Annotated in this window: 22 protein-coding genes, 3 tRNA genes and 1 riboswitch; of the genes, 13 read left to right on the top strand and 12 right to left on the bottom strand. The window is 61.6% G+C overall.

All coding sequences use genetic code 11. The features are described 5' to 3' along the window. Window positions 1–29: 29 nt before the first annotated feature. From KSW38_RS02450 to KSW38_RS02440, 3 genes are all read right to left on the bottom strand, one after another. Window positions 30–503 carry a hypothetical protein gene (locus tag KSW38_RS02450; protein ID WP_216922347.1) on the bottom strand — a complete coding sequence of 158 codons (474 nt, stop codon included), beginning with the start codon at window positions 501–503 and terminating at the stop codon, window positions 30–32. 55 nt (window positions 504–558) lie between these two features. After that, window positions 559–1,518 carry a formimidoylglutamase gene (hutG, locus tag KSW38_RS02445; RefSeq protein WP_216922345.1) on the bottom strand — a complete coding sequence of 320 codons (960 nt, stop codon included), beginning with the start codon at window positions 1,516–1,518 and terminating at the stop codon, window positions 559–561. A 73-nt stretch (window positions 1,519–1,591) separates the two neighbouring features. Next, on the bottom strand, window positions 1,592–3,034 hold the full coding sequence (locus KSW38_RS02440; RefSeq protein WP_216922344.1) for an NCS2 family permease: 1,443 nt from the start codon (window positions 3,032–3,034) through the stop codon (window positions 1,592–1,594). A 113-nt stretch (window positions 3,035–3,147) separates the two neighbouring features. On the opposite strand from KSW38_RS02440, the gene KSW38_RS02435 reads away from it, so the two are divergent. Further along, window positions 3,148–3,771: a copper resistance CopC family protein gene (locus KSW38_RS02435; RefSeq protein ID WP_216922342.1), complete on the top strand. Its 624-nt coding sequence runs from the start codon at window positions 3,148–3,150 to the stop codon at window positions 3,769–3,771. 174 nt (window positions 3,772–3,945) lie between these two features. Next, a riboswitch (cyclic di-AMP (ydaO/yuaA leader) is annotated at window positions 3,946–4,114 on the top strand. Between the two features lie 3 nt (window positions 4,115–4,117). Then, entirely contained in the window at window positions 4,118–4,885 is a 768-nt protein-coding gene (locus tag KSW38_RS02430; RefSeq protein WP_216922340.1) for an NlpC/P60 family protein, read from the top strand. A 185-nt stretch (window positions 4,886–5,070) separates the two neighbouring features. On the opposite strand, the gene KSW38_RS02425 is transcribed toward KSW38_RS02430, so the two are convergent. Then, window positions 5,071–5,763: an NAD(P)/FAD-dependent oxidoreductase gene (locus KSW38_RS02425; RefSeq protein ID WP_216922337.1), complete on the bottom strand. Its 693-nt coding sequence runs from the start codon at window positions 5,761–5,763 to the stop codon at window positions 5,071–5,073. Between the two features lie 425 nt (window positions 5,764–6,188). On the opposite strand from KSW38_RS02425, the gene KSW38_RS02420 reads away from it, so the two are divergent. Further along, the gene (locus KSW38_RS02420; protein WP_216922335.1) at window positions 6,189–7,226 is read left to right on the top strand and encodes a universal stress protein; all 1,038 of its coding nucleotides are present in this window, start codon (window positions 6,189–6,191) and stop codon (window positions 7,224–7,226) included. A 20-nt stretch (window positions 7,227–7,246) separates the two neighbouring features. Next, on the top strand, window positions 7,247–10,036 hold the full coding sequence (locus KSW38_RS02415) for a PEP/pyruvate-binding domain-containing protein (protein WP_216922334.1): 2,790 nt from the start codon (window positions 7,247–7,249) through the stop codon (window positions 10,034–10,036). Here the strand turns inward: KSW38_RS02415 and KSW38_RS02410 are convergent. Then, window positions 10,033–10,953: a cation diffusion facilitator family transporter gene (locus KSW38_RS02410; protein WP_216922332.1), complete on the bottom strand. Its 921-nt coding sequence runs from the start codon at window positions 10,951–10,953 to the stop codon at window positions 10,033–10,035. The two genes, KSW38_RS02415 and KSW38_RS02410, sit on opposite strands and share 4 nt — an antisense overlap. A 10-nt stretch (window positions 10,954–10,963) precedes the next feature. Then, complete coding sequence (locus KSW38_RS02405) at window positions 10,964–11,479, bottom strand: metallopeptidase family protein (RefSeq protein WP_216922330.1); 516 nt, start codon at window positions 11,477–11,479, stop codon at window positions 10,964–10,966. Window positions 11,480–11,637: 158 nt separating this feature from the next. Between KSW38_RS02405 and KSW38_RS02400 the strand changes: the two genes are divergently transcribed. Next, window positions 11,638–12,561 carry a carbohydrate kinase family protein gene (locus KSW38_RS02400; protein WP_216922328.1) on the top strand — a complete coding sequence of 308 codons (924 nt, stop codon included), beginning with the start codon at window positions 11,638–11,640 and terminating at the stop codon, window positions 12,559–12,561. Window position 12,562: 1 nt separating this feature from the next. Here the strand turns inward: KSW38_RS02400 and KSW38_RS02395 are convergent, their stop codons facing one another. Then, entirely contained in the window at window positions 12,563–13,570 is a 1,008-nt protein-coding gene (locus KSW38_RS02395) for a DMT family transporter (RefSeq protein WP_254185962.1), read from the bottom strand. A gap of 150 nt (window positions 13,571–13,720) precedes the next feature. On the opposite strand from KSW38_RS02395, the gene KSW38_RS02390 reads away from it, so the two are divergent. The 6 genes from KSW38_RS02390 to KSW38_RS02365 all read left to right on the top strand — a co-directional run bounded on the left by KSW38_RS02390 (window position 13,721) and on the right by KSW38_RS02365 (window position 16,226). Further along, on the top strand, window positions 13,721–14,356 hold the full coding sequence (locus KSW38_RS02390; protein ID WP_216922326.1) for a hypothetical protein: 636 nt from the start codon (window positions 13,721–13,723) through the stop codon (window positions 14,354–14,356). Next, window positions 14,356–14,577 carry a helix-turn-helix domain-containing protein gene (locus KSW38_RS02385; protein ID WP_216922324.1) on the top strand — a complete coding sequence of 74 codons (222 nt, stop codon included), beginning with the start codon at window positions 14,356–14,358 and terminating at the stop codon, window positions 14,575–14,577. The genes KSW38_RS02390 and KSW38_RS02385 overlap by 1 nt, the downstream gene beginning before the upstream one ends. A 143-nt stretch (window positions 14,578–14,720) precedes the next feature. Next, a tRNA-Glu gene (locus KSW38_RS02380) sits at window positions 14,721–14,793 on the top strand. Window positions 14,794–14,878: 85 nt separating this feature from the next. Then, window positions 14,879–14,952, top strand: a tRNA-Asp gene (locus KSW38_RS02375). 48 nt (window positions 14,953–15,000) lie between these two features. Continuing rightward, window positions 15,001–15,076 (top strand) — tRNA-Phe (locus KSW38_RS02370). Window positions 15,077–15,347: 271 nt separating this feature from the next. Beyond that, window positions 15,348–16,226, top strand: coding sequence for a potassium channel family protein (locus tag KSW38_RS02365; protein ID WP_216922322.1), 879 nt, complete (start codon window positions 15,348–15,350; stop codon window positions 16,224–16,226). Between the two features lie 8 nt (window positions 16,227–16,234). On the opposite strand, the gene KSW38_RS02360 is transcribed toward KSW38_RS02365, so the two are convergent. The 5 genes from KSW38_RS02360 to KSW38_RS02340 form a co-directional block, all read right to left on the bottom strand. Then, window positions 16,235–17,854: an ABC transporter permease gene (locus KSW38_RS02360; protein WP_216922836.1), complete on the bottom strand. Its 1,620-nt coding sequence runs from the start codon at window positions 17,852–17,854 to the stop codon at window positions 16,235–16,237. After that, window positions 17,854–18,765: an ABC transporter ATP-binding protein gene (locus tag KSW38_RS02355; RefSeq protein ID WP_216922320.1), complete on the bottom strand. Its 912-nt coding sequence runs from the start codon at window positions 18,763–18,765 to the stop codon at window positions 17,854–17,856. Before KSW38_RS02355 ends, KSW38_RS02360 begins: the two co-directional genes overlap by 1 nt. Before the next feature lie 243 nt (window positions 18,766–19,008). After that, a complete protein-coding gene (locus KSW38_RS02350; protein WP_216922318.1) occupies window positions 19,009–20,376 on the bottom strand; it encodes an ABC transporter substrate-binding protein in 1,368 nt (455 codons plus the stop codon). A 56-nt stretch (window positions 20,377–20,432) separates the two neighbouring features. After that, window positions 20,433–21,314, bottom strand: coding sequence for a carbohydrate ABC transporter permease (locus KSW38_RS02345; protein WP_216922316.1), 882 nt, complete (start codon window positions 21,312–21,314; stop codon window positions 20,433–20,435). Further along, entirely contained in the window at window positions 21,311–22,273 is a 963-nt protein-coding gene (locus KSW38_RS02340; protein WP_216922313.1) for a carbohydrate ABC transporter permease, read from the bottom strand. The genes KSW38_RS02345 and KSW38_RS02340 overlap by 4 nt, the downstream gene beginning before the upstream one ends. Before the next feature lie 465 nt (window positions 22,274–22,738). Between KSW38_RS02340 and KSW38_RS02335 the strand changes: the two genes are divergently transcribed. Continuing rightward, window positions 22,739–23,455, top strand: coding sequence for an MgtC/SapB family protein (locus KSW38_RS02335; protein WP_254186038.1), 717 nt, complete (start codon window positions 22,739–22,741; stop codon window positions 23,453–23,455). Window positions 23,456–23,464: 9 nt separating this feature from the next. After that, window positions 23,465–24,289: a glycerophosphodiester phosphodiesterase gene (locus KSW38_RS02330; RefSeq protein WP_216922309.1), complete on the top strand. Its 825-nt coding sequence runs from the start codon at window positions 23,465–23,467 to the stop codon at window positions 24,287–24,289. The last annotated feature ends 29 nt before the right edge of the window (window positions 24,290–24,318 follow it).

Raw genomic sequence — 24,318 nt, 5'->3', positions numbered from 1 at the left:
CCATTAACTGCCGTCTCGCGGAGGACCGACTACGGAAGAGCTGCGGAACGTTGCCCTTGGTGACGCCCCCGCCGGGCCAGCCTCGAAACCCCCGCAGCCACCAACAGGGTGAGAATGGCGGCCGCTGCGTGGGTGTAGAGCATCAGGTCAGCAGCATGCACTTCCCCTGAACCCGGCTGGCTGTCCGCAGGAACGGCAACTGGTTGCTGGGGCTGCCCGTGCAGATGGTCAAGGAATCCGACGCCGGAAAATGAGCCACCCAAGGCTTCGAAGCCGAAGAACAGCAACTGCTGGGCTATGCCGGACAGCAGCAGCAACAGGATGGGCCCATGAATCCAGTGGGCGATCAGTTGCGCGGCCAGGGCAGAGATGGCAACAAAGGCCAGCAGGACGGGCATCGCCGGGGCACCCCCACCGGAAATGACGTGTGCGGCAAGACCCAAAGCGACAGCGACGGGTCCGGCCACCCAGGCCCACTTGTCCTGCACAGGAGTTGCGCCCATCGCCGTCCTTCCCTCCACACAGGCTAAACGGAGGACGGCGTCTAAGAACAGGGCCCTACGCCAAGAGCGTGTTTACCAGCCGTGCTGCCACTTTCGCGGTTCGTCCATCAATATCGAACTCCGGGTTCAATTCGGCAATGTCCAAGTGCAGCAGCGTCCCGCTAGCAGCCACTTGGCGGCAAACGGCATTGATCACGGCAAGCGGCACCCCATAGGCGGCGGGCGCACTGACGCCCGGGGCCACCGATGCAGGCAGCACGTCCAGGTCGATCGTCAGGTACAGCACATCGATTCCGGCCACGAAGTCGGCTACGAACGTCTCCACGCGCTCCGCGGAACAGTCCTCGTCCAGCAAGTACTTCACGCCCAGACGGTCAGCGGTGTCAAAAAGCGTGCGGGTGTTGTTGGGCTCCGAGATTCCGACGACGGCGTACCGCAGTTCGCGTCCAGCGGCGGTTTCTTCCTGGGCCATCTGGAGGAACGGGGTGCCGGAGCTGGGGGTTGGCTCATCGCGCAGGTCAAAGTGGGCGTCCAGGTTCAAGACACCCAAGCGCTTTCCGCTGCGCACCGCATTGGATCCGGCAACCCCCAGGTAGCTGGCAAATGCGGTCTCGTGGCCGCCGCCCAGCACCGCGGTGAGGTTTCCGGCGTCGAGCAGTTCCGAGATGGCGCGTCCGGCGCGCTGTTGGCCTTCTTCCAGTGAGTCGTCCTCCACAACTACGTCGCCGGCGTCGAACACGTCACGGTCCAGGTGGAAAGCCAGCGGACCCAGCGCCGAGCGGATGGCGGCCGGAGCCGCGGCGGCACCCACGCGACCTTTGTTACGCCGCACTCCGGCGTCGCTGCAGAAACCCAGCACGACGGCGGGACGCGAGGCACCAGCGGCGGCAGAGGAAGTAAGGGGTGCTACGGCCTGCCACCAGCGGCGATGTTCGTCGCCGTCGCCGTCAAAGCGGCCGGTCCATGGCGTGGGAAGGACGTCTACGGAGGGGTTTGTGCTCGTGTTTGGGGCCATGCTTTAAGCACACCCCACCTGCGTTCCAAAAAACAGCTACAGCGTGTTGCGGTGTCTGAGATGCCGGACATCGCTACTTGATGCCCAACCACTCCTCCACAGTTCCGATGCCGAAGAACAGCAGGAAGGCGGCTGCCACTGCCCACATCAGGGGGTGGACTTCACGTGCCCGGCCCTGGAAAGTGCGGATCAGGACGTAGGAGATGAAGCCCGCGCCGAGGCCGTTGGCAATGGAGTACGTGAATGGCATGAGGGCGATCGTCAGGAACGCAGGAATACCAACGCCCCAGTCCTGCCAGTCGATCTTGCCAACCTGGGACACCATCATGAAGCCCACCACCACAAGCGCAGGCGCCACGGCTTCGAACGGAACCAGGTTAATGAGCGGCGTGAAGAACATGGCTACCAGGAAGAGCAGGCCCGTGACAATGGAGGCCAGCCCGGTGCGGGCACCCTCGCCAATACCCGCGCCCGACTCAACGAAGATCTGGTTGGACGAAACGGAGGCACCGCCACCGACGATTGCGCCCAGGGCATCAACCTGCAGGACGCGGTCCACATTGGGAATGTTGCCGTGCTCGTCCACCGTTCCTGCCTCGTTGGCCAGGCCCACCATGGTGCCCATGGCGTCGAAGAAGATGCTGAGGAGGATCACGAACGCCAACAGCGCAGCAGCCACAAATCCGAGGTGTTCAAAGGCTCCGAAGGGGTTGGCTTTGCCGATCAGGGAGAGGTCCGGCGCGCCCCATTCGGAAAGCTTGGGAGCCACCAGTGACCAACCGCGCGGGTTGACGTTCTTACCGTCGAAGCTGGGACCAATATGAAGCGTGAATTCAAGGATGGCGGCCAGGGCCGTGGACACCACGATGCCGATCAGGATTGCCCCGCGGACCTTTCGCACCACCAACGCGATGGTCAGGACCAGGCCGACGGCGAACACCAACGTTGGCCAGCCCATCAGCTTGCCATCCACGCCAAGGCCGAGCGGGACCGTGGTGCCGGCGGCATCCGGGATGCGTCGGACGAAACCAGCGTTGACCAGCCCGATCAAGGCGATGAAGAGGCCAATCCCTACTACGATCGCCGTCTTGAGCGCTTCCGGGACGGCCCTGAAAACGGCCGTGCGGAATCCAGTCAGTACCAGGATGAGCATGGTGAGACCCGAAAGCACCACCAGCCCCATCATGTCCGGCCATGTCAGCCCCGGGTGGGAGGCAACCGTCACGGCGACGAATGCGTTCACTCCCAGGCCAGTTGCCACGGCGAAGGGGTGCTTGGCCCAGGCGCCCATGAGGATGGTGAGGATGCCCGCTACGAAGGCAGTGGTTGCCGCTACGGCCGTGAAGCCGAGTGATGCTCCGCTCGAGTCTGCCCCGGAGAGGATCAGCGGGTTCAGCACCACGATGTAGCTCATGGCGAAGAAGGTTGCGAAGCCGCCGCGAATTTCCCGCGAGTATGTGGACCCGCGCTCGGAGATCTTGAAGTAGCGGTCGATTGCAGAACCTTGTTTAAGCATGAAGGTCTCCGGGGATCGGGGGAGTTTGCTCTCAAATCCTATGCCCGCCAATGTGGGCTGCTGGAACGATTCGCCTAGTCTGTAAGGAAGCCAACACTAGGAGAAACCGCCCCATGCGTACCATCCGCCCGCTTCTGGCCGCCGTCGTAGCCGCTATCGCTTTCGCTTCCGCGTTGCTGTTTGGTGCAGCTCCGGCCTCCGCGCACGACGTCGCCGAATCAACAACTCCGGCCAACGGTGCCCGGGTGGCTGAAGTGCCGGCGTCGGTATCCATCACGTTCAACAACCGGCCACTTGCCATCGGTTCGGGCGTGACTGTCACCGCTGGGGGCGAAAACTGGGCAGATGGCGCAGTGGAAATCATCGACAACATGGCTGTTCAGAAGCTGCGTCCGGGCGCTCCTGCCGGCGAATACACGGTGGTGTGGCGCGCGGTCAGTTCAGACTCCCACCCAATCGAGGGAACCTTCAAGTTCACAGCTTCCGGGACAGGCACGACGACGGCGGGCGGCTCAGCAGGTGCCTCCCCTTCGGCTTCGGCGGTTGTTCCGACGGCGGGCACAGCCGCTCCCGGTACGGAAAATACTGAGCCGGCTCCGGCAGCTTCCCAACCATTCCCCTGGAGCATCGTTGGCCTCGCTGTGGTGGCGATCGCTCTTGTGATCTTCCTCGCCGTTACCGCGCGGAAGAAGCTCGCGGCTCCGAGCGAGCCGGATGGCGAAAATTCCCCGGAATAGCAGGGTTTTCTACATACTTGCGAAGATCTCGAAACGGTCACCGCGACACGCCAAAAACGAACCGCTCGTTACGTAAATGTGACTTTGGGGTGATCTTCCCGTACGGTTGTACTTGTGCCTGTTCCACGTAACGGGCATTTCCGGCCTGATTGCCTAGCTCTGCCGCAGTCCGGAATCCGTTCGCAGACAAACCTACGGCAGAGACGGGGAACCCATTTTGGCCCGCTTTCAGAGCGCGCCTTGGGGTGAAGTCACGAAGCTTCCGCTGAACAGCGGGGGATAGTGGCCGGGTGACTCCCATCCGAATCCGACAGCTAACCTCGCAGGCATCGGGAGAGGCTCTTTCATGTCTTCACGCATTCTTCGCGGCCGTCGTAAGGCGGACAGCGTACGTCCTAATCCGTTCATCTCCATCTCCAAGGCAGTTGCCAGCAACGCATCTGGCGCAGGTCGCCAGGCCGCTGTCATCGCAGCAGCTTCAGGCCTCGTCCTGACGGGCTCCATTGCTGCCCACGCAGCAGAGACCCCTGTCCAGCGCGACTCCAGCCCCGCTACTGTCGCCGAGACCGTAACTGAGGGTCCCACCAAGGTTGTTACGGCCGCATCCACGGCCACGATTAACTTCGAGCGCCCCGCGGTTGCTTCCGTGGCGGCTCCCGTCATTGAAAAGCCGGCTCCCGTTGCTCCGGCTCCGGTTGCCAAGAAGGCCGCGGCAACGACCACCGTCCAGGCATCTGCAACCACTACGGCTACCGCTCCTGTTGCGGCTGCTCCCGCTGCAGCTCCGGCTGTTGGTGGCGTCAACGCTGCCATGGTCGCCTCGGCTTACGCCCAGATCGGCATCATGCAGGATTGCACCGCCATGGTGGAAAGGGCCCTCGGCTCTGCAGGCATCCCGGTTGGGGACCTCGCACCCATGCAGTTCCTGAACTACGGCAAGGTTGTCAGCGACCCCCAGCCCGGTGACATGATCGTCCAGTCCGGCCACGTAGCCATCTACATCGGCAACGGCCAGGCTATCAGCGGAGGCATCAACGGCAACCAGACGGGCATCCACCCGATCAGCTGGCTCACCGCAACCGGCCCCATCACGTACGTACGCGCTGGCGCCTAAGCTTCACGCTCCAACTCAAAGGCCGGTGCCTTCGAGGACTCACGTCTTCGAAGGTACCGGCCTTCTGAGTTAATTTTTGTTCGTTTCAGGAACAGGCTTCGGTTGGCTCGACCATTTCCACGTTCCGGTTCCGGGCCAGAATTCCAGGCCAAGGGTTCTAGTCCTAGGTTCTAGTCCTAGGGGTTCTAGGCAAGGGCGATGCCTGGCCCGGCTGGGAGGGCCACCTTGGATGAGATCGCTTGCCCCACTGCCTTGGCTTGCCGCAGTACTTCCTTGGGCGTGGGCGTAATAAGTTCCCCTACGCCCACCAAGTGCATCCCGACGGCACGCATGGCTGCCGCGAAGTTCTGGCCTATGGCGATTCCCAGGTCGGCAAGCATTCGGCGTAGCTGGCTCTGCGCGCAGCGCGTCACCACGATGTGGTCGGCCAGGAGAACTCCGCTGGCTGTATGCACGGCCCACTGCCGCGGGGTGGACTCAAGGGGGCCATAGACGCTCAGCCCAGCCCTCAGGCTGGCCGTGTTCAGACTTGCGACGGGCCCGTATCCCAGCTGCGAGGACGAGTCTCCACCGAGGAAGTCAAGACGAACAGCGCGTGTGGTGGTGCGGACATCCAAGTGATGGCTGGCGGCGTAGTTGCGCAAATGGCGCAGGATTTCGTTGCGTTCCTGCATTGCCGCGGGGTCAGCTACGTCGCAGCGCTGGATCATTCCTGTGTGCACCGCCGGTCCGGTGGCCGATAAAGTACCAAAGCCATCCAGCACGATGGAACCTACGCCATAGCGGCTGAGTTCGCTGGCAACAGCCAAGCCGGAGAGACCGGTGCCGATCACCACGGTAGTAGTCCGTTCCGTGACGGAATCAGGAGTGAGTGACACTGCTTGGGTTCCTCCTTGACGTGTGTGCCTTTCGGCAGCGCGTGGGATCGCGTCCGAGTTCCCCAAGCGGCCGCAAATAAATGGCCGGGTTGTGTCCTGGGACACTTTTGCCGGCCATTCGGTGACTCGAACACTACCGAACTTTTTCTGCCATGGATAGCCTCCGCGACAGCGTGTTTTGGATGTTCATCCGCAGCGCAACCTGAAGGACGGAGAGCGTGCCAAAAACCGAGCCCGGACCGTTATCCACATACCCGATAGTCGCCTTGATTCGGCATTGCCAACCGAGAATAGTGGGCATTGGAAGGAGAACCCCACGGGTTCTTCGCCCTGGCTATTTGGTTGCACCAGCAAGGGAACACCGGTACGGAGAACCTCTGGCAGAATGGCCGGAACATCAAGCAGTAGGTGGAGAGGCGGGCCCCATGGACCAGCACGGCAGACACGTTGAAGAACCGCGGGACGGCGAGGACCAGGCTGTGGCGCCTGGCGGAATCGTCGTCGGAGTGGATGGTTCCGAGCACGGTCAATGCGCCCTTGTATGGGCTGCGCGTGAGGCGGACCGGCGCCAACTTCCCCTGCATATAGTCACGGCTTATTCGGTGCCGATCTTCGCAGCCTCCGGCCTCGACGGCGGATACGCCACTGTGGACGATTCCGTGATCCGCGAGGGCGCGGAAGCAATCGTCAAGCAGGCCATGGATAAAGTCTCCAGTTACAACATCGACGTCGACGCTTCAGTGGAGAATGGTGATGCCGCGGGTGTCCTCCTTGACCTCTCCGCGGACGCTGCCCTTCTGGTGTTCGGCAGCCGTGGCCGTGGTGGCTTTGTCGGGCGTCTCCTGGGCTCGGTCAGCAGCGCCTTGCCGGCTCACGCAAAATGCCCCACCGTAACGGTCCCGCTGTATTGCGCAGACCGTTTGGGCGAGAACACCGAGGACAAGCACATCAAGGCTGAGCACGCCAAGTCAGGGCCCCGCACCGTGGAAAACGTCGTCGCCGTTGGTGTGGACGGTTCGGAGCAGGCCCGAGTCGCTGTCCTTGAGGCGGCCGAACAAGCCCAGCGGATGGGCGCCAAACTGCGCGTCATTTGCGCAGTCCCGCAGTACAGCGGTTCATTGGCGTGGGTGCCGGCACCGTTGGACCGCGATGCCCTGTTCGCGGACATCAAAGTCCAATTGGATGCAGGTGTCGCCTGGCTCCGCAGCCACTTCCCCCAGCTGTCCGTGGAAACAGACCTCAGGGACGGCTCACCAGTCGACGTGTTGGTTGAGGCCAGCCGGGGCGTGGAGCTCGTTGTCCTGGGTACGCGTGGCCGGGGTGGTTTCGCGGGCATGCTCCTTGGATCCACCTCTGATGGGGTGCTCCATCACGCCAAGGGCCCGGTCCTCGTTGTTCCGGACCGCGAGGATCCGCGGCTGGCAGACCGGCCAAAATTCGGACCCATGCTCGGCGCGGCTTAGGGCCATGGCGCACACCGTCCATGGATAACCAGCAGCATGGGAAGCATAGGCAGGAAGACAGCACGGGCCCGGATGTAAACGGCCAAGTGTTCATTCGGGACATCGCGGACATCCGGGCGGACATGCTCCCCGAGGTAGGTGGCAAGGCCGCCAATCTCGGCGAGTTGAATGCCGCCCGCCTTCCAGTGCCCCCAGGCTTTTGCCTCACAACGTCCGCTTACCGGTACGCCCTTTCAGCGATTGGTATGGAGGAGATCTTCGCACTTCTGCAAGACGCCGGAGCTTCTGACCTTGACGAACTGAATAGGCTCGCCACCCGGGCAAGGTCCTTGGTGCTCGACGCCGGAGTTCCCACCGACGTCGCTGAGTCGGTACGGGCGGCGTATCGGAAGTTGGGAGACGCTGCCCCCGTCGCAGTGAGGTCCTCAGCCACGGCCGAGGACTTGCCCTTCGCCAGTTTTGCCGGGCAGCAGGACACTTTCCTGAACGTGGTCGGAGAAGACGCAGTCCTGGACGCTGTAAGCCGCTGTTGGGCATCGCTCTGGACGGACCGGGCAGTGAGCTACAGGACAACCAACGGTATTGACCATGCCACGGTGACGCTGGCCGTCGTTGTCCAGGAGATGGTGGATTCCGCGACGGCCGGTGTGATGTTCACGGCCAACCCGGTTACGGGGCGGCGGCGTGAAGCTGTGATCGATGCCAGCCCTGGCCTGGGCGAAGCCGTAGTGTCAGGCGCCGTTAATCCCGATCAGTACGTAGTTGATACGCAGAGCAACGCCATCCTGAAACGGACACTTGGTGACCGGCAGGTAGAGATCCGATCGCTGGCCGGCGGTGGCACCGAACGAATTGAGCGGGCCGGTCATACCGCGGCAAGCGAAAACCATGCCGCGGCAACCGAAAACTACCCTGTAGAGCCGTGCCTCAGCGATGACCAGATCCGTGCGCTGGCCGATCTGGGGAGGCGCGTCGAAGCCCACTATGGAGCCCCGCAGGACACAGAATGGGCGATCGATTCGTCCGGGAAATTGTGGCTCACGCAGGCAAGACCCATCACTACCCTCTATCCGCTGACCTCGCGAGTGCCGGCGACTCCCGGCGCGCACGCGTTCCTGAACTTCAGTCTCGCCCAAGGCCTCACCAGGCCTCTGACGCCCATGGGTCTGGCGGGTATCCGCCTGATTGCCTCCAGCGTTGCCCGCAGGGCGGCTTTCGATGTCCCCGATCCACGCTCGGGACCATCGCCCTACTATGAGGCCGGGCAGAGGATCTTCTTCGACTTCACATCCGTGCTCCGCAGCAAGGTGGGCCGGGCCGTTGTGCCGCGCATCTTTGACATCATGGAGGCCCGTTCTGCGGCGGTGATTCGTGGCCTTTTCGATGACCCCCGGTTCGCCGTCGCCATCAAAACTCCGATAAGACTCATCCGGCACGTTGCGCCCGTTGCCGCTAAATACCGTGTTCCAGAGACGGTACTCCGGGCTCTTTTCCGTCCCGACGCCGCAATGAAGCGCCAAGAGCAGCTCGGGGCAGAGCTCCATCAGGCCCTCAGGGTGCCGGAGGGTATTACCGCCCATCAGCGGATCGCCCACGTGCAGAGAATCCTTGGGGAGGAAGTATTCGCAACGGTGCCCCAAGTCCTGCCCCTTCCCGTTCTGGGCTTTGCGATGCTTGGGCTCGTCCGGAAAGTGCTGGGTGAGCAAGCTCCCTTGGATCAACTCCAAACGGTGATTCGCGGGCTGCCCAACAATGTCACCACCGAGATGGACCTTGCACTGTGGCAGCTTGCAAGGGAAATCAGGGAAGATCCGGAGGCCTTGGCGTTCCTGGGTTATCCCACACTCGAAGAACTCGTTCAGCAGTTCAAGGACAGGGAACTTCCAGCAGTTGCCCAATCCGGGCTTGAAGCTTTCCTGCGCAATTATGGGCACCGGGCTGTGGCTGAGATCGACCTCGGCATGCCCCGATGGTCGGATGACCCAACCCACATACTTGGCGTTGTGGTCAACTATCTGCGGCTCGAGCACACCTCTGACGCACCCGACCAGCAGTTCGCGAAAGCTGCCCGGGAGGCAGATGAACAGGTTGCCAGGTTGGTTGCGCGGGCAAGGGCCAAGAGTCCACTCCACGCCAAGCTGGTCCGTACAGCGTTGGACCGTACGCGCAGGTTTGCCGGAATGCGGGAGCTGCCCAAGTACAACCTCGTCCTCGGCTTGGCTTCGGCAAGGGAACAACTATCGCTGGTCGGAGCAGAACTGGCAGAGGCAGGGCGGATTGAACTTGCCGAGGATGTCTTCTTCCTTGACCTCAACGAAGTAGAAACCGCGTTGGCCGGCAACAAGCTCCACCAACTCGTGGCAGATCGCCGCGCAGACTACGCGCAGGAACTGAGGCGTCGGCATATTCCGCGGGTATTGCTCTCAGACGGGACGGAACCCGAAGCCACTGCTGCAGGTGGCAGTCCAGCTTCTCCCGGAGCCCTCTCCGGCAGTCCGGCGTCGGCGGGCGTCATCACAGCCCCGGCGCGGGTCATCCTGGACCCCGTTGGCGCCCATCTGGAACCTGGGGAAATCCTCGTGGCGCCCTCCACCGACCCCGGCTGGACGCCCCTGTTCCTCACCGCTGGCGGCCTTGTCATGGAAATGGGCGGTCCCAACTCCCACGGCGCCGTGGTGGCCCGCGAATACGGCATACCGGCGGTGGTGGGCGTGCCCGATGCAACCCTGCGGATCAGCTCAGGCCAGATCATCACGGTGGATGGAGCAGCAGGAACGGTAACTACGACACCAGGTGACGCGCCCGGCTAGGCGTGCTGGTGTGACTCGTGCTCGGAGTGGCTGACAGGTTCCAGCTGGAAAGTGCAGTGCTCGGTGTCGAAATGGCGCCCCAAGCAGGATCCGAGCTGGTCCAGGATACTGTCTGCCCCGCTGGCGTTAAGGACCTCGTCTTCAACAACAACATGGGCGGAGAACACGGGCACCCCGGAAGTGATGGTCCAGATGTGGATGTCGTGGGCCTCCACTACGCCTTCCACGGCAAGGATGTGCTCGCGGATCATGTTTACGTCAACGCCCTTGGGGGTAGCTTCCAGAAGTACGTCCACAACATCGCGGAGCAGGTGCCAGGCGCGGGGGATGATCATGAGGGCGATCAGGACAGAGGCAATGGGGTCGGCGGCAGTGAAGCCCGTGGTCATGATGACGATGGCTGCCACAATAACGGCGATCGAGCCGAGAAGATCGCCAAGCACCTCAAGGTAGGCCCCGCGGACGTTGAGGCTTTCTTTTTGGGCCCCCTGCAGGATCATCAGCGAAATGAGGTTGGCTACGGCGCCCAGGATCGCCGCCCACAGCATGACGTCCGTATGGATTTCCGGCGACTCCCCAAAGCGGCGGATGGCCTCGATCATGATGACGACTGCGATGACGATGAGTACAAGCGCGTTAGCCAAGGCCGCGAGGACCTCGGCCCGTTGATATCCGTAAGTCCGTTGATCGCTCGCCGGGCGGGTCGCGATCCAGGCCGCCATCAACGCGATGAATACGCCTGCAGCGTCGGACAGCATGTGGCCCGCATCGGCCAGCAGCGCCAGCGATCCGGAGATGAGTGCGCCAACTACCTGGATGCCCACCACACCCAAGGTGATGGCCAGGACGGCAATCAGCCGTTTGCGATGTTTGCCGGTTGCCGTTACTCCGTGGGAGTGGTTGTGATCGTGCCCCATGCTTACAAGGCTAGCCCCAGCCGAGCTCATGCAGGCGGTCGTCGTCAATTCCGAAGTGGTGGGCGATCTCGTGGATCACCGTTATGGCCACTTCGTCGATGACTTCCTCGCGGGTGGCGCAGATGTCCAGGATGGGTTGCCGGAAAATAGTGATCCGATCCGGCAATGAGCCCGCTTCCCACCAGGAGTCGCGTTCGGTCAACGGCACGCCCTCGTACAAACCAAGTAACACGGTGTCCGGATCTTCATCTGGGCGCGGGGTGTAGTCGTCCTCGATGAAGATCGCCACGTTGTCCATGGCGCTGGCAGCTTTGGGCGGGATCAGCTGCAAAGCGTCGCTCACAGCTTCTTCGAACTCCTCCGGCGACATTTGGAACGGTGCGGCAGGAAAGTCCGCGTCAACTCCGGCCAATCCAGTGGGGGCATGCTCGATTGGGCTATGCACTGCCGTCCGCTCCGGAAGCGGAGAGGACGGGAGATCGCCGTCGGGAACGATGGGCAGGCCGGGAGGGAGATTCGCGGACATGATCCGACTCTAGTCCCAACAAGGAACATTGACGCCCTGGAGGTGATGCTCGCTGGTGCACCGTCCCCAGATCATGCTGAACTGTTCGAATGCGAGCTCGTCGAACGGCATTCCGTAGGCAAGCCTCCGCATCTCACCAACGAACGAACAGGAACCGCATGACCGCCACTCCTACCTCCGCATCTGAGCCCCTCGACGTCGTCGTGGTAGGCGAGGCGCTCATCGACATCGTGGAGTCGTCCGATGGGCAGATCGAATATCCCGGAGGCTCACCGGCCAACGTTGCCTACGGGCTCGGGCGCCTGGACGTGAAGGCGGGCCTGCTGACCGCCATCGGACGGGACCAGCGGGGCGACGCCATTGCCGCGCACCTTCAGGGCGCGGGCGTGGTACTGCTGCCGGGATCAAAGTCGCTGGGCAAGACGGCGACAGCCACCGCCCGGATCGCTGCGGACGGTTCGGCTGAGTACACGTTCGAGATTGATTGGGCACTTGCTCCGCTCGCGCTGCCGTATGCCCCAAGAATCCTGCACACAGGTTCGATCGCAACATTCCTTGAACCTGGAGCCAGTGTTGTCCGGAGCCTGTTGGAGCAGGCGCAGGGCGGCTGCATGATTACTTACGATCCCAACATCCGCGTCGATCTCCTCGGCAGCCACCACGAGGCACTTTCCCTTTTCGAGGAGTTGGTGCCATTGACGGACGTCGTGAAAATGAGCGCCCACGACGCCCGCTGGCTATACCCGGGCAAGGGGTTTGAGGACACTGCGAACCACCTCCTGGCATTGGGCACTGGGCTCGCAGTAGTGACCCAGGGCTCCAGCGGTTCGCTCATGGCCACCCGGCACATACAACTCACCGTCCCCGCCATTCCCTCGAACGTGGCCGACACCATCGGCGCCGGGGATTCATACATGTCGGCACTCATTATGGGCCTGCTCCTGCGTGGCAGCGACGGCCTGGCGCCCACGGTCCTAGAGCGGATCGGCACCACGGCATCCATGGCAGCATCCATTACTGTCGGCCGTCCGGGTGCCAATCCGCCCACCCACCGAGAACTCCTTGCGGGTATGGCCCGCTAGCTCACTTGGCTGTCCGCCGGATAACCTTCGAGGTCCGCGCGGCAGCAACCTCTGGCGTGGGCCGGGCAACCCTTGGCGTGCGCCGAGTCAGGGCCACGCCGACCAAGCACACCACGCCGCCGATCAGTCCCCAGATCGTTGGGACTTCCTGAAGCACAGCCCAGGAGATGAGGATAGTGGTGCCTGGGACAAGGTACGTCGTGGCCGCCAGTTTGCCGGCCGAAATCAGGGACAGCGCGTACGCCCACGTTGTGAAGGCGATGGCCGTAGGAAAGATGCCCAGATAGACCAAGCCGAGTGTGGCCGGCAGCGGCGCTGACTGGACTTCCGCGATCAATTGCCCTGTCCACGGGAGGCAGCAAACAGCGCCCACCATGATGCCGAACCACGTGGCTTGCCCGGCAGTAAACTTCCGCAGGACCGGTTTCTGGAGGATCGCGCTGACAGAGGCGAGCACGGCGGCAAGCAAGCACAACAACACCCCGGCGACATCCGCCGTCGAACGCTGTCCCGAACCGAGGGCGATCATCGCCACGCCACCGAACGCAACGGCGCTCCCGATCAGCAACCACCGCGGGAAGCCTTCCTTAAGGACCACTCCGGCGAGGACTGCAATGAGGATGGGCGAGACGTTGATCAGCATGGCGCTGGTACCGGCGTCGAGCATGTGCTCCGCGGCGTTCAGCGCCACGTTGTAACCGCCGAACCACATCACCCCGTACGCCACAATGGGCCACCATTCCTTGCCCCGCGGCCAGACTTTCAGGGTAGGCAGCACCACAATTCCAAGAACGACGGCGGCAACCGCCAACCGTCCGAGCGTCAAGGAACCGGGGGAGAAGCTTGGGCCCACAGCGCGGATGCCGACGAACGCTGAAGCCCACAGGACTACGGTGACGACGACGGCGGCGATGCCGAGTTTGCTGATGGGCGCTGCAGGCGCGGGGGTGTTGCGCGGTTGCATGCCCGGGGACGGCTGGCCGGGTTCGGCCGGGGTGGTGGTTGTCATAGAGCCAATCTAGTGCCGGGGAGGCTGGCTCGGCTGGCGGTTTTCGGACGCGTCACGGCAATAAGCTGCCAATGTTTGACGCCGCGTGGTCCGTGGAGTTATCTTATCGATGTTCGATATTAACGAATCTCGATAACCATTGGGGGAATCGTGGGTTCAAAAAGAAAGATCATTGATTCGTTGGCGCGCGTGAGTGTGCTCTCGAGAGTGGATTCGGCCGTACTCATTGTCGTCTCCGTGGCGGTGGCCATTGCCGCTTCGGTTTCAACAGCCTCGACGATCATCAGCAATGGCTCCGGAGAGGTGGTCCTGCGGCTGCCCCTTGACCCCTCCACTCGGGAGTCGGAAGCGCTGGATCTCGGTGCCGTAGCCCACGTCTCGCAAGTGCAGGTAAGCGTCCCCGTCCTTCCTGAATATGAGGCTTCACTCCTGGGTTGGTCGGCAGCCATGAATCTGGTGGCCGTCCTCTGCGTCGTTTTGCTCCTGGTTCTGCTGGCCTATCGACTTACGAGCAGCATGCTGTTCGGCCCGCGCACTGCCGTCATCGTTGGGTCCGCCGGCATGCTCCTGGCAATTTCGGGAAGCGCAGCCCAGATTCTGGATTCCACCGCCAAGAACCGGCTGGCAGAAGAGCTTGGAGCCGCGCCGGCAAGGGCCGGGGAAACGTTGCTCTACATTTCCGAGTTCAACCCTGCACATTTGGTGGCTGGTGGAGCGTTGGTGTTGCTTGCGGGCGTCTTCCAGTTTGGACGACGCCTACAGCGCGACACCGAAGGCCTTGTTTGATGCCTGCCGAAGAAATAAGTGCCATTCACTGCAAGTTGGACGAGTTGCTGGAGCTCCGCGGCATGACACTGACGGAGCTCAGCCGTCGCGTTGGGGTGAGCCTCGTCAACCTGTCCGTCCTCAAAAACGACCGGGCCAAGGCCATCCGCTTCTCTACGCTCACGGCCATCTGCGAGGCGCTCGACTGCCAGGTTGGCGACCTCCTTGAACACGTCCGGTAACCTCCCTTTGAGGGGAGTCCAGACCTCGATTTGGGAATATCGCTATCTATGCTCTAAAGTTTTAGAGTCCAGTTCGGACGGGTGAGAACCGAAAAGAACGCATAAAGTGTTGTTTTTCCTCGCATAATCCGAATTGAGTTCAGGCCCCCATCGTCTAGCGGCCTAGGACACCGCCCTTTCACGGCGGCGGCACGGGTTCGAATCCCGTTGGGGGTACGCAAGGCAAGTGGTAAATCGGATGAAAAAAGTCTGGTAAGCTAGAAGCCTTGAAAAAAACGCGGTAGAGATACTGCAAACGCAAGGCCCTGTAGCGCAGTTGGTTAGCGCGCCGCCCTGTCACGGCGGAGGTCGCGGGTTCAAGTCCCGTCAGGGTCGCTCTGAGCGCCGGAAGTAATTTCGGTTCTCAAGGTGACTTGTCACCTAGGCTCTGTAGCTCAGTTGGTAGAGCGTTCGACTGAAAATCGAAAGGTCACCGGATCGACGCCGGTCGGAGCCACCAGCGAAAACCCCGCTCTTTCCCAGCAATAAAAGGGAAAGAGCGGGGTTTTCTTTACGTCCTCCATGCTCCCCAAGAAAGACTCGAGCCGAGCCGGTCGGGAGAAATCTAAAGCGAAGCCCTGGTATTCCCCCGGGTAGAGGGCCGATGCCCTTTTCGCAGGCGAGACCACCGGATAGAAGTGGGCTCTGCAGACCGGGCCGATGGCAGGATCAGCGCGGTTACGCGGGACACGGCGACCGCCGCTGAGTCCGGGCGGAATCTATGATGAGGCATGGACTTCGGGGACGTGTTGTGGACAGTGTTGGGAGCCGGGCTGATCCTGCTTATGCTCGTCGACGTCTTCCACACGCTACTTTATCCGCACGGTTCGGGGCCCGTGAGCAGGATGATAATGCGCGGATTCTGGCTTCTTTCCAAACGAGTCAGGGGACGGGCCTCTTCGTTGGCAGCTCCCGTGGCAATGGCTGCAGTTATCGGCGCTTGGGCAGCCCTGGTAGTCGTAGGCTGGGCTCTGCTTTACCTACCGCATCTGCCGGAGGGGTTCGTTTACGAAGCGGGGGTGCCGCAGCAGAGCGATTTCTTCGAAGCGGTCTACGTCTCGATGGTCACGCTTTCCACGGTGGGATTCGGAGACGTAGTGGCAGGCAGTCCTCTGCTCAGGCTGGTCTCTGCCTCCGAGGCAGTCACGGGTTTCGGGTTGCTGACGGCCACGGTCTCTGGGATCCTTCAGATGTACCCTGCCCTGAACCGCCGTCGGGCTCTTGCCCACCAACTGAACCTGTTCAGGGAAGCTGCAGGCCCTGCCGGCGCATCTTCAATGGATCCGCGCCATGCCGCGGGCATGCTCGAATCGCTGGCCAGAAGCGTCGCGTCCGTAAGCGTGGACATGCTCTCTTTCCACGAAACCTATTACTTCCATGAAGTCGAGCCCAGGGGTTCCCTGCCGGCCACTGTCGTGTATGCCCATCACCTCGCGTCGGGAGCCAAAGCGAGTGAGAACCGGGAACTCCAGTTTGCCGGACGGATGCTGGAGGCAGCTTTGGAAGATCTAGCAACGGTTCTTCGCGGCAGATTCCGTCATCCTGGGACGACATCCCTGGAGGTGTTTGACGATTATTCAAGGCATCACAGACATCGTCAGTCCGGGTGACGGTCTGTTCATGCGGTGAGGTCCCGGCGTCGGATCCGCGCGACGGAAGACAACGCGAGTGCGGTGGCGACCGCCGTTAATGCGATGGCACCCGCGACGTTGAAATCCTCCACTGGCATCGCCGAGGAGTGCCGGAACGGGCTTAGGCTCACAAGCCATCCGGGCACCCCGAAGAAGTCCCCAAACTGGTCCAGCACCAACGAGACGGCAAGGATTCCCCAGCCCAGCGGGACGCTAAGCCGTGGGGCGATTGAGAATGCCAACGCGGTGACTGCCAGGAACACGAACGCCGCCGGGGCATGCGCCAGTGCCGCGGGCAGCAGGTAGCCTGCCCGTTGAGGAGCCGTCCCGGAGAGCCCAAGACCCACGGCGGCCGCCGTTCCGCCGGCTATCGTCACCAGCACGGCTGACCCGGCCGCCACCAGCACGTTGGCGCCGAGCCAGCGTTCCACGGACTGGGGCGTTGATAGTAGGAACTCAGCCCTGCCTTCTGTCTCTTCGGCTCGCATGCGTAGCACGGCCTGGATCCCTGACGCTGCAGCCAGTACCCCCACGATTCCCAACAAAGCTGTGATGAAAAGGTTCACCGCATCAGCATGGACGCCGGGGATAAGCCGGGAGATCAGATCCTGGAGGGCTGAGCTGCCTGACATGGCATCCCTGACGATGGGTCCAAAAGCCCCGGCCAGGGCACCCAGTACTCCCGCTCCCACGCACCAGCCCACGATGGTGGAGCGCTGCAACCGCCAAGTCAGACCAAACAAGGACCCGCCTCCCAGGCCCGCTCTTTCCTTCCCGTAACGCCGGCTTAGCAGAGCGGCGTCGAGGTCCCGGCGTTCCCTCACCAGAACGGAGGCGGAGGCCAACAGGACAGCCGCCGCCAGAAGTACCAGCAGAGGCAGTGGATCGGCAGCGGTGAAAGGCCGGGACCGTTGGCCCCACCCGATTGGCGACAGCAACGAAATCCACGAGCTTGTCACATGCTGCAGATCGGCGCCGGGAGTGCCCACGGCATCCCCGACACCGCGCATCAGGTAAGAGACACCCACCAGGGCAGCAGCTGCCCCGTTGGCGCTGCGCCCTGATGGCATGGCCTGGGCCACCACTGCGCCGACCGCCCCGAAGAATAGCCCTACAAAGCCCACAGCTGCCCCGGCCATCAGGGAACCAATTACCGGTAGCCCCGCAGCGATGAATCCCGCGCCCACCGTCCCCGCAAGCACAAGGTTGGCAGCCGCAGCCAGTACCAGTGTGGCGATCAACGGCGCGGACCTCCGGCGTGGTGTGGAACCCAGGAGTTCTGCGCGTCCGAGCTCTTCATCCGTGCGGGTGTGCCGCACAGCCAGGAAGGTGCTCATCAGCGCGGCGAGGACGGCTGTGAATGCATAGCCCTGAAAGAATACGACCGCGCCGGTGCTGGTACCGTCCGGGACGCCCCGGACGAAAAGGAAGGCCGGACTTGACGTGGCCACCGTGATGATCGCGGTTCGTGAAGGCGTGTCTCCGAATTGAGTGGCGACCGCTGTTGCGGTTGCGAACCCCAGCACCGCTATGCCTCCAACCCATAAGGGGAGCACCAGTTTGTCCCGATGGGCTTGGAAGCGCACCAGATGCAGCAGGCCGGACATCACTGCATCTCCGGAGTGGCTCGGCCATAGTGGCCCAGGAACAGCGATTCCAGGGAAGGTGGCGAGGCGGAGAAGCCATCGAATCCCAAGGCAGATAGCCCGGCGAGGAGATCGGGAACGTCGCTGGCGTCAGCATCGAATTCAGCGCTCGTTCCGTCAATGCTCAGTTCATGGATTCCCGGAAGCGACGCCAGCCGATCTGATCCGGTCAGGCCGGTCACCCGGAAGCGGGTGCGTCTTAGATGCCGGAGGTCTGCCAAGGTCCCTGTTTCGACGGCAGTGCCGGACCGGATGATGGTGACCCGGTCACACAGTTGTTCGACCTCGCTGAGGATATGGCTGGAGAGCAGGATGGTGGCGCCCTCCTGGTGGATCCGTTGAATCTCAGCACGGAACACTGCATCCATGATGGGGTCCAACCCGGAGCTGGGTTCATCGAGCAGGTAAAGCCGGGCGGTGCGCGCGAAGGCGGCGATGAGCGCCGCCTTTTGGCGGTTGCCCTTGGAATAGGTTCGCGATTTTTTCCGCGGATCAAACTCAAAGTCGGTGATGAGTCGTCTGCGCAAAGCCTCATCAGCCCCGCCTCGCAGACCTGTAAGCAGGTCAATGACTTCACCGCCGGTGAGGTTCGGCCACAGTGAGACGTCGCCGGGAACGTAGGCGATATCCCGGCGGGCACGGACTTGTTCCACCCAAGGATCGCGCCCGAAGACACGAACGGTTCCCGATGAAGGGCGGATCAGTCCCAGCAGCACCCTGAGCGTCGTTGATTTTCCGGCCCCGTTGGGACCAAGAAATCCGTGGATCTCCCCGTCGGAGACTTTGAGAGTGAGATCGTTCAAGGCACGTGTCCGGCCGAAGTCTTTGGTGAGCTCCGTCGATTCAATGATGGGGTGGGCTAATGCGTTCATGGCCGGTCCGCTCCTCGGGTCCACAGACGAACGCGACCGGCGGATGCCAGGGCGTTCCGCGGCTTTCAGCCACGGGCCGACCAGGCTTCCCGGCTCTCCGCTCCACAGCATACAAGCCCCGTGGCGCCCCGGAAAGGGCAGCAATCCGGCTCCCGGGGCCATCTGGGAGGAAAGGTCTTGAGCTTTGGTCCTCGTGCGTAAGCGTAGACACCCCCAACGATGCCTACGCTTACGCACCGGGGCTTACGACTTCAGCTTCGGCTTCACATCCTTGTTGTAGATGGCCTCCAACGTTCCCTTCAACTCGGTCAGCGTTGCCTGCACATCGGCCTTTTCATTCATGATCCTGGTAGCTGCTTTGGCCAGCTCCTGGTCTCCGCCGGGGAGGAACGTTCGGGCAAAGTCCTGGGTGCGCGTCTCCTTGAGCTGGTCTACGACAGTTTGGAATTCCGGTGTCTGGGCAACAATCGCCGAGATATCTGCCGCCTCGGCTACGGGCATGTAGCCGGTTGCAGCAGACAACGTAGACGTGCTCTGCGCGTTCGTCATGAAGGTGACGAACTTAGCCGCTGCAAGCTGCCGTTCGGGCGACGTTTTGCTGGCGATCACCAAACCGGAACCGCCCGTGGGACAAACCTGCGAGGCCGCAGCCGACCCACCCGGCAAGAACCCGACGTCGATCCTCATGTTTGCTTCCTTCGCCGCTTTGAGGGTGGCGGCGAGGTCGGCGGACGAGCTGATCGTGGCGCTGATTGCACCGGCTTGAAGGTCGGTAATGGCATTCTTGGAGGAGACCCCGGCCCAGCCATTCTTCACAATGGAGTCCTGCACCCACTGCATCGCGGCAACAGATTGACTTGAATTTGCCGTAATCTCCCACTCCTTGGACCAACCGCCGCCTTGGCCCCACAGCACGTTTTGAAGGGTCCAGCCGGCGTAACCTGCGATCGCGGGGTACTGGTAGGCGTTTTGGTATCCGGAAGCTGAGGCATTTGCCGACTTAATCCTGGGGGCCCATTCGGCGAACTCTTCCCAGGTTTTTGGCGCCCGCTCGGGAACGCCGGCCGCCTTGAAGTGGTCCTTATTGAAGTAGAACAACGGGGTTGAACGGGCGTAGGGGACTGCCCACAGCTGATCAGAATATTCGTAATCGGCGATCAACCCGGACTTGTAGTCGGAGGAGCTGACGTTGACAGCTTTGAGAAGAGCATTGATCGGAAGGATGGCACCTGACACCGCGTAACGGAACCACCACACATCCGATGCCACTACCACGTCCGGTACTTCGCTCCCGGCTTGGGAAGTTTGGAACTTTTGCGCCACTTCCTCGTAGTTTGAGCCTCCGGTGATGAGGTTGACCTTGATATCCGGATTGGCCGCTTGGAAAGCCTCTATCAGTTTCTGCTCGGTATCCCGGGACTTGCCGGGATGGCTGGACATAAAACTGATGCTTGGCGCAGGTTTGACCTTGGACCAATCCTCCGCGGAGAGCGCCTTTGCTGATGTGCTTCCGGCATCCGTCGAGGGACCGCCGCAGGCTGCAAGCGCGACGGCGGTGACTGAGGCTCCAGCCAAGCCGAGGAAATGCTTCCGGGAAAGTGTTTTTGACATAGGGGAAGTGCCTTTCTAGTGATCGAGGTGCTCAAGCATCCTCAAAGGGTGGAGTTTTAGCCGGTAACCGAGCCCTGAGTGAGCCCGGAGACGATGTACCGCTGCAGCGCGGCAAAGATGAGCAGGATCGGTAGGAGGACGATCACCGCACCGGCCATGAGCATGCCCCAGTTCTGCGTGCTGCCATCGCTGTTGACCAGCTGCGTCAGGCCCACAGGAAGGGTCATCATGTCTGGATGGTCGGTGACGATCAGTGGCCAGATGTACTCGTTCCATTCAGAAACGATGGTCACCAAGGCCACGGTCGCGATGCTCGGCACGGACACCGGGACAACGATCTTCCAGAGCTTGCGCCAGTGGCCCGCACCGTCGATTTCCGCCGATTCCAGGATTGCCGGCGGCAGTGTGAGGAAGTGCTGCCTGAGGAGGAAGGTGCCAAACGCCGTTCCCAAGCCTGGAAGGATAATTCCCCAATAGGTGTTGAGCCCTCCCATGCCTGCTATCAAAACGTAGTTGGGAAGCACGGAAATCTGCGGCGGGACCATGAGCGCAACCAGAATCAGGAGGAAGATCACCCTCTTGAAGGGGAAACGGATAAACACGAGTGCGTAGGCCGTGAAGACTGCAAGTACGCATTTAATGGTGGATCCGATGACTGTGACGATCACGCTGTTGAGGAAGAATCGCGCGAAGGGCACGGTAGATGCTGCATCTGCGTAGTTCTGAAGGCTTGGGTTCTTCGGCAGCAGAGTCAGGTTTGTTGTCACGATCTCGCCGGGCGCTTTGAGGGAAGACAACAACATCCACAGAAGGGGCACGAAGACCACCAGGGTTGCCAGCAGAAGGGGGACGTAACCCCCGGCAATCGTCTTGCCAAGGTTTTGCCAGGAGAACGGACGGTCGCGGCGCGGTGTGGCTTCAACAGTGTTGGTGCTCATGAGTAGTGAACCTTTCGCTCCACGAAGCGCAACTGCACAGCTGTCATGACGAGCAATCCAGCGAACAGCACAACCGAGATGGCCGCGGAGTATCCGGCCCGGTTGTAGGAGCCGAATGCCTGCAAGTAGGAGTCAAAGATCAGGGTGCTGGTTCCGTTGCCGGATGGAGTCATGATGCGGATGATGTCGAACGCCTGCAGGGAGCTCAGCAGTGAGGTGATCAGGAGGAAGAAGGTGGTGGGGGAAAGGAGGGGAAGCACCACCGACGTGAAGCGCCGCAGGCTACTGGCGCCATCCAACGAGGCAGCCTCCAGGAGCTGGGCCGGAACGGACTGCAGCCCTGCCAGATACACCACTGCGCAATAGCCGAGGTTCTTCCACACGTACACGATGATGACCATGAGCAGCGCGAGCTTCGGATCGTTGACCCACTGGGGACTCGCCTGGCCAACTGTGCGGAGAACCCATGAAAGGACGCCATACGTAGGATCGAAAATAAACAACCACACCAAGCCGACGCCGACGCCGGAAAGGACATAGGGCGCGAAAACCACTGCCCGGGCGAATGTTGTGCCCTTCAATCTCTGGTTAAGAGCCAACGCCACCAGCAGGCCCAGGATCATCGCACCGCCAACGGTGGTGATCGTAAATATGGCTGTTACGCCCAGCACGCTGGAAGCGTCGGGGGAGGTAAAGAATTCCACATAGTTACCCAGCCCCACATTCGTTGCTGTGGCTGCCCCGAGCGTCCAGTCGAGGGTGGAATAGTAAAAGTTGGTGACCAGCGGACGGTAGGTAAAGAGGAGGATGAGCAGGACATTGGGTGCCGCGAAAGCGGCAAAAACCCATGCGTCCCTACGTGTTCTCCGATTCCACCGTCGGTTCTTCGGGATGCTTAGTGGCGGTCTGTGGACCGGTGCCCTGCTGGTTTGCGCATCACTTGTATCTAATCTGCCCATGGAAAACCCTCACGTTGACCCCCTCGTCATCGCTGTCCGGGCGACTTAGCACTTGCAAAAAAAGCATTTGTTTCACATTTGACCTGACAACCTAACTTCAGGTCATTGGTCAACCTACACATAAAGATGATCGATCACAAGACCCGATTCCGTGATGGTGGAAATGGGCTTCTATGGCTTGTTGTTGGGTATTTCGGCAGCCAAACCGCTCTTCGAAATATCATGCTAATACGTCTTAACAAAGGTGACCGATCATTTTGCACGAATGTGCAGAAGCGTTGACTGCAACGTTCCTTTGCTTGAAGAATGAGCGGGAGGACCGGCTCGCGTCGTGTCTACCTTGAGCTGCTTTTGCATGGGACATCCGTACCGGACTGGATCTTCCACATAGAGGACAGAAGAAGGGGGTTGATAACCGAATCGGAGCACTAAGTGATCTTCAGCGCGGATACACAGTGGTGGCAGATGTGTCTGGCCTTGGCCGCAGCACTCGTCCTGTCCACGGCCATAGGGTTTGAACGCCAGAGCAAGAACAAGTCTGCGGGCATGAGAACACATGCCATGGTCGGATTGGGAGCTGCATTGTTTATGGTCGTGAGCAAATACGGCTTCAGCGACGTACTGGCGGTGGACCTGGTGAGGCTGGATCCCTCCCGGCTGGCGGCTCAAGTGGTCTCCGGCATTGGCTTCATAGGGGCGGGACTGGTGTTCGTGCGGCGCAACCAAGTCCGCGGATTGACGACAGCAGCCTCCATCTGGGTCACCGCAGCAGTCGGAACGTCCGCCGGGGCAGGCCTCTTGCTTCCCGCCGTCTTCGTCACCGCAGCCCACTTCGTGATCGTCTACGTCTATCCCGTGGTGACCGCGAAGCTCCGCTTTGGTTTGCCAAGCCAATGGCTGTTGAAAGTGACGTACGTGGACGGTGTCGGAGCCCTGCGGGACGTGCTCCGAACGTGCACCGAGCAAGGATTCCGTGTTCAGGGCTTCGCTACGACGCGGGGTTCCGCCGAGTCCAAGGGCGTGATGGACCGGTTGATGACAGCTACGGAAACCGCCGCCGCAGCTGACCTCATTGAGATAGAGCTGGAGATTGAAGGCACCATGGCAGCGTCGGACATCGTCGCCCAACTGTCTCAACTCACCACTGTCATTGAAGTTTCCCTCGTGGACGAAACGGAATAGGAAGCTCAAATGATCGAGATTCAGGGCCATCGGGGCGTTCTGGCCACACGGCACGGGAATACACTGGCGAGCTTCGTCGAGGCACTTCGCCTTGGCGTAGATGCCATCGAAGTCGATGTCTGGCTGACGTCGGACATGCAACTGGTATTGAGACACGACGCCGTCATCGGATCCTCCGACATCAGGTTGGAGACCATGCTTCAGGCCGTAGTCGAGAAACACCCTGCCACGGTTACCGACGTCGATCCTGAAACACGTGCGCCGTCGCTGTCGGAGACCGTTGCCCTGTTGCGCTTCGCCAATGCCACCGGCATCGTTCTGGACATTGAAGTCAAGACTGACGGTGCGGACTGGGACCTGTATGGCCACCGAATAGTGACTGAATTGTCCAAGGTGCTGAAGGCTCACCAGGACGAACAGGCCTTGCGCGTCCGCAGCTTTGATCCTCAAATCATCCGGGCAATGTCCGGGATGTTGCCGGGAGTTCCGCTGGTAGCGCTGAGCAGGGAGAGCCCCGTCCGGTCGGTAGGCCTCTATCCTTCCGCCGCTAAGGAACTCGTGACCGCTGCTTTGGCAACCGGGGCTTCCGCCGTGGCGCCCGCTTTTGGAACTCTCGACGCCGGATTGGTCGCCGAAGCTCATTCCGCCGGACTCAAGGTGTTCCCTTGGACGCTGGAGACAGGCGATGAAATCCGTGCGGCGGTCCGGCTCGGAGTCGATGGGGTCTGCGTCAACGACGTCGCACTTGCCCGCGAAGTCCTGGCTGCGTTGGGCGAACCCCTTGCAGCAGCCCACGTCATGGCCTTGCCGTTGCTGCAGCGTTCCCCGGCCTAGCCAGGGAACGCTGCAGCAGCCGGAATCAG

Origin of the sequence: Paenarthrobacter aromaticivorans, from assembly GCF_019038615.1 — a bacterium.
Taxonomy (GTDB): domain Bacteria; phylum Actinomycetota; class Actinomycetes; order Actinomycetales; family Micrococcaceae; genus Arthrobacter; species Arthrobacter aromaticivorans.
This window is presented reverse-complemented; position numbering and strand designations above follow the sequence as displayed.

Excerpts from the sequence above, each read along its gene's own strand:
- KSW38_RS02420 (WP_216922335.1), top strand. The coding sequence starts at position 6,189 with ATGGACCAGCACGGCAGACACGTTGAAGAACCGCGGGACGGCGAGGAC.
- KSW38_RS02440 (WP_216922344.1), bottom strand. The coding sequence starts at position 3,034 with ATGCTTAAACAAGGTTCTGCAATCGACCGCTACTTCAAGATCTCCGAG.
- KSW38_RS02410 (WP_216922332.1), bottom strand. The coding sequence starts at position 10,953 with ATGGGGCACGATCACAACCACTCCCACGGAGTAACGGCAACCGGCAAA.
- KSW38_RS02415 (WP_216922334.1), top strand. The coding sequence starts at position 7,247 with ATGGATAACCAGCAGCATGGGAAGCATAGGCAGGAAGACAGCACGGGC.
- KSW38_RS02435 (WP_216922342.1), top strand. The coding sequence starts at position 3,148 with ATGCGTACCATCCGCCCGCTTCTGGCCGCCGTCGTAGCCGCTATCGCT.
- KSW38_RS02395 (WP_254185962.1), bottom strand. The coding sequence starts at position 13,570 with ATGACAACCACCACCCCGGCCGAACCCGGCCAGCCGTCCCCGGGCATG.
- KSW38_RS02360 (WP_216922836.1), bottom strand. The coding sequence starts at position 17,854 with ATGTCCGGCCTGCTGCATCTGGTGCGCTTCCAAGCCCATCGGGACAAA.
- KSW38_RS02385 (WP_216922324.1), top strand. The coding sequence starts at position 14,356 with ATGCCTGCCGAAGAAATAAGTGCCATTCACTGCAAGTTGGACGAGTTG.
- KSW38_RS02365 (WP_216922322.1), top strand. The coding sequence starts at position 15,348 with ATGGACTTCGGGGACGTGTTGTGGACAGTGTTGGGAGCCGGGCTGATC.
- KSW38_RS02430 (WP_216922340.1), top strand. The coding sequence starts at position 4,118 with ATGTCTTCACGCATTCTTCGCGGCCGTCGTAAGGCGGACAGCGTACGT.
- KSW38_RS02450 (WP_216922347.1), bottom strand. The coding sequence starts at position 503 with ATGGGCGCAACTCCTGTGCAGGACAAGTGGGCCTGGGTGGCCGGACCC.
- KSW38_RS02335 (WP_254186038.1), top strand. The coding sequence starts at position 22,739 with ATGTGTCTGGCCTTGGCCGCAGCACTCGTCCTGTCCACGGCCATAGGG.
- KSW38_RS02355 (WP_216922320.1), bottom strand. The coding sequence starts at position 18,765 with ATGAACGCATTAGCCCACCCCATCATTGAATCGACGGAGCTCACCAAA.
- KSW38_RS02350 (WP_216922318.1), bottom strand. The coding sequence starts at position 20,376 with ATGTCAAAAACACTTTCCCGGAAGCATTTCCTCGGCTTGGCTGGAGCC.
- KSW38_RS02345 (WP_216922316.1), bottom strand. The coding sequence starts at position 21,314 with ATGAGCACCAACACTGTTGAAGCCACACCGCGCCGCGACCGTCCGTTC.
- KSW38_RS02405 (WP_216922330.1), bottom strand. The coding sequence starts at position 11,479 with ATGTCCGCGAATCTCCCTCCCGGCCTGCCCATCGTTCCCGACGGCGAT.
- hutG (WP_216922345.1), bottom strand. The coding sequence starts at position 1,518 with ATGGCCCCAAACACGAGCACAAACCCCTCCGTAGACGTCCTTCCCACG.
- KSW38_RS02400 (WP_216922328.1), top strand. The coding sequence starts at position 11,638 with ATGACCGCCACTCCTACCTCCGCATCTGAGCCCCTCGACGTCGTCGTG.
- KSW38_RS02330 (WP_216922309.1), top strand. The coding sequence starts at position 23,465 with ATGATCGAGATTCAGGGCCATCGGGGCGTTCTGGCCACACGGCACGGG.
- KSW38_RS02340 (WP_216922313.1), bottom strand. The coding sequence starts at position 22,273 with ATGGGCAGATTAGATACAAGTGATGCGCAAACCAGCAGGGCACCGGTC.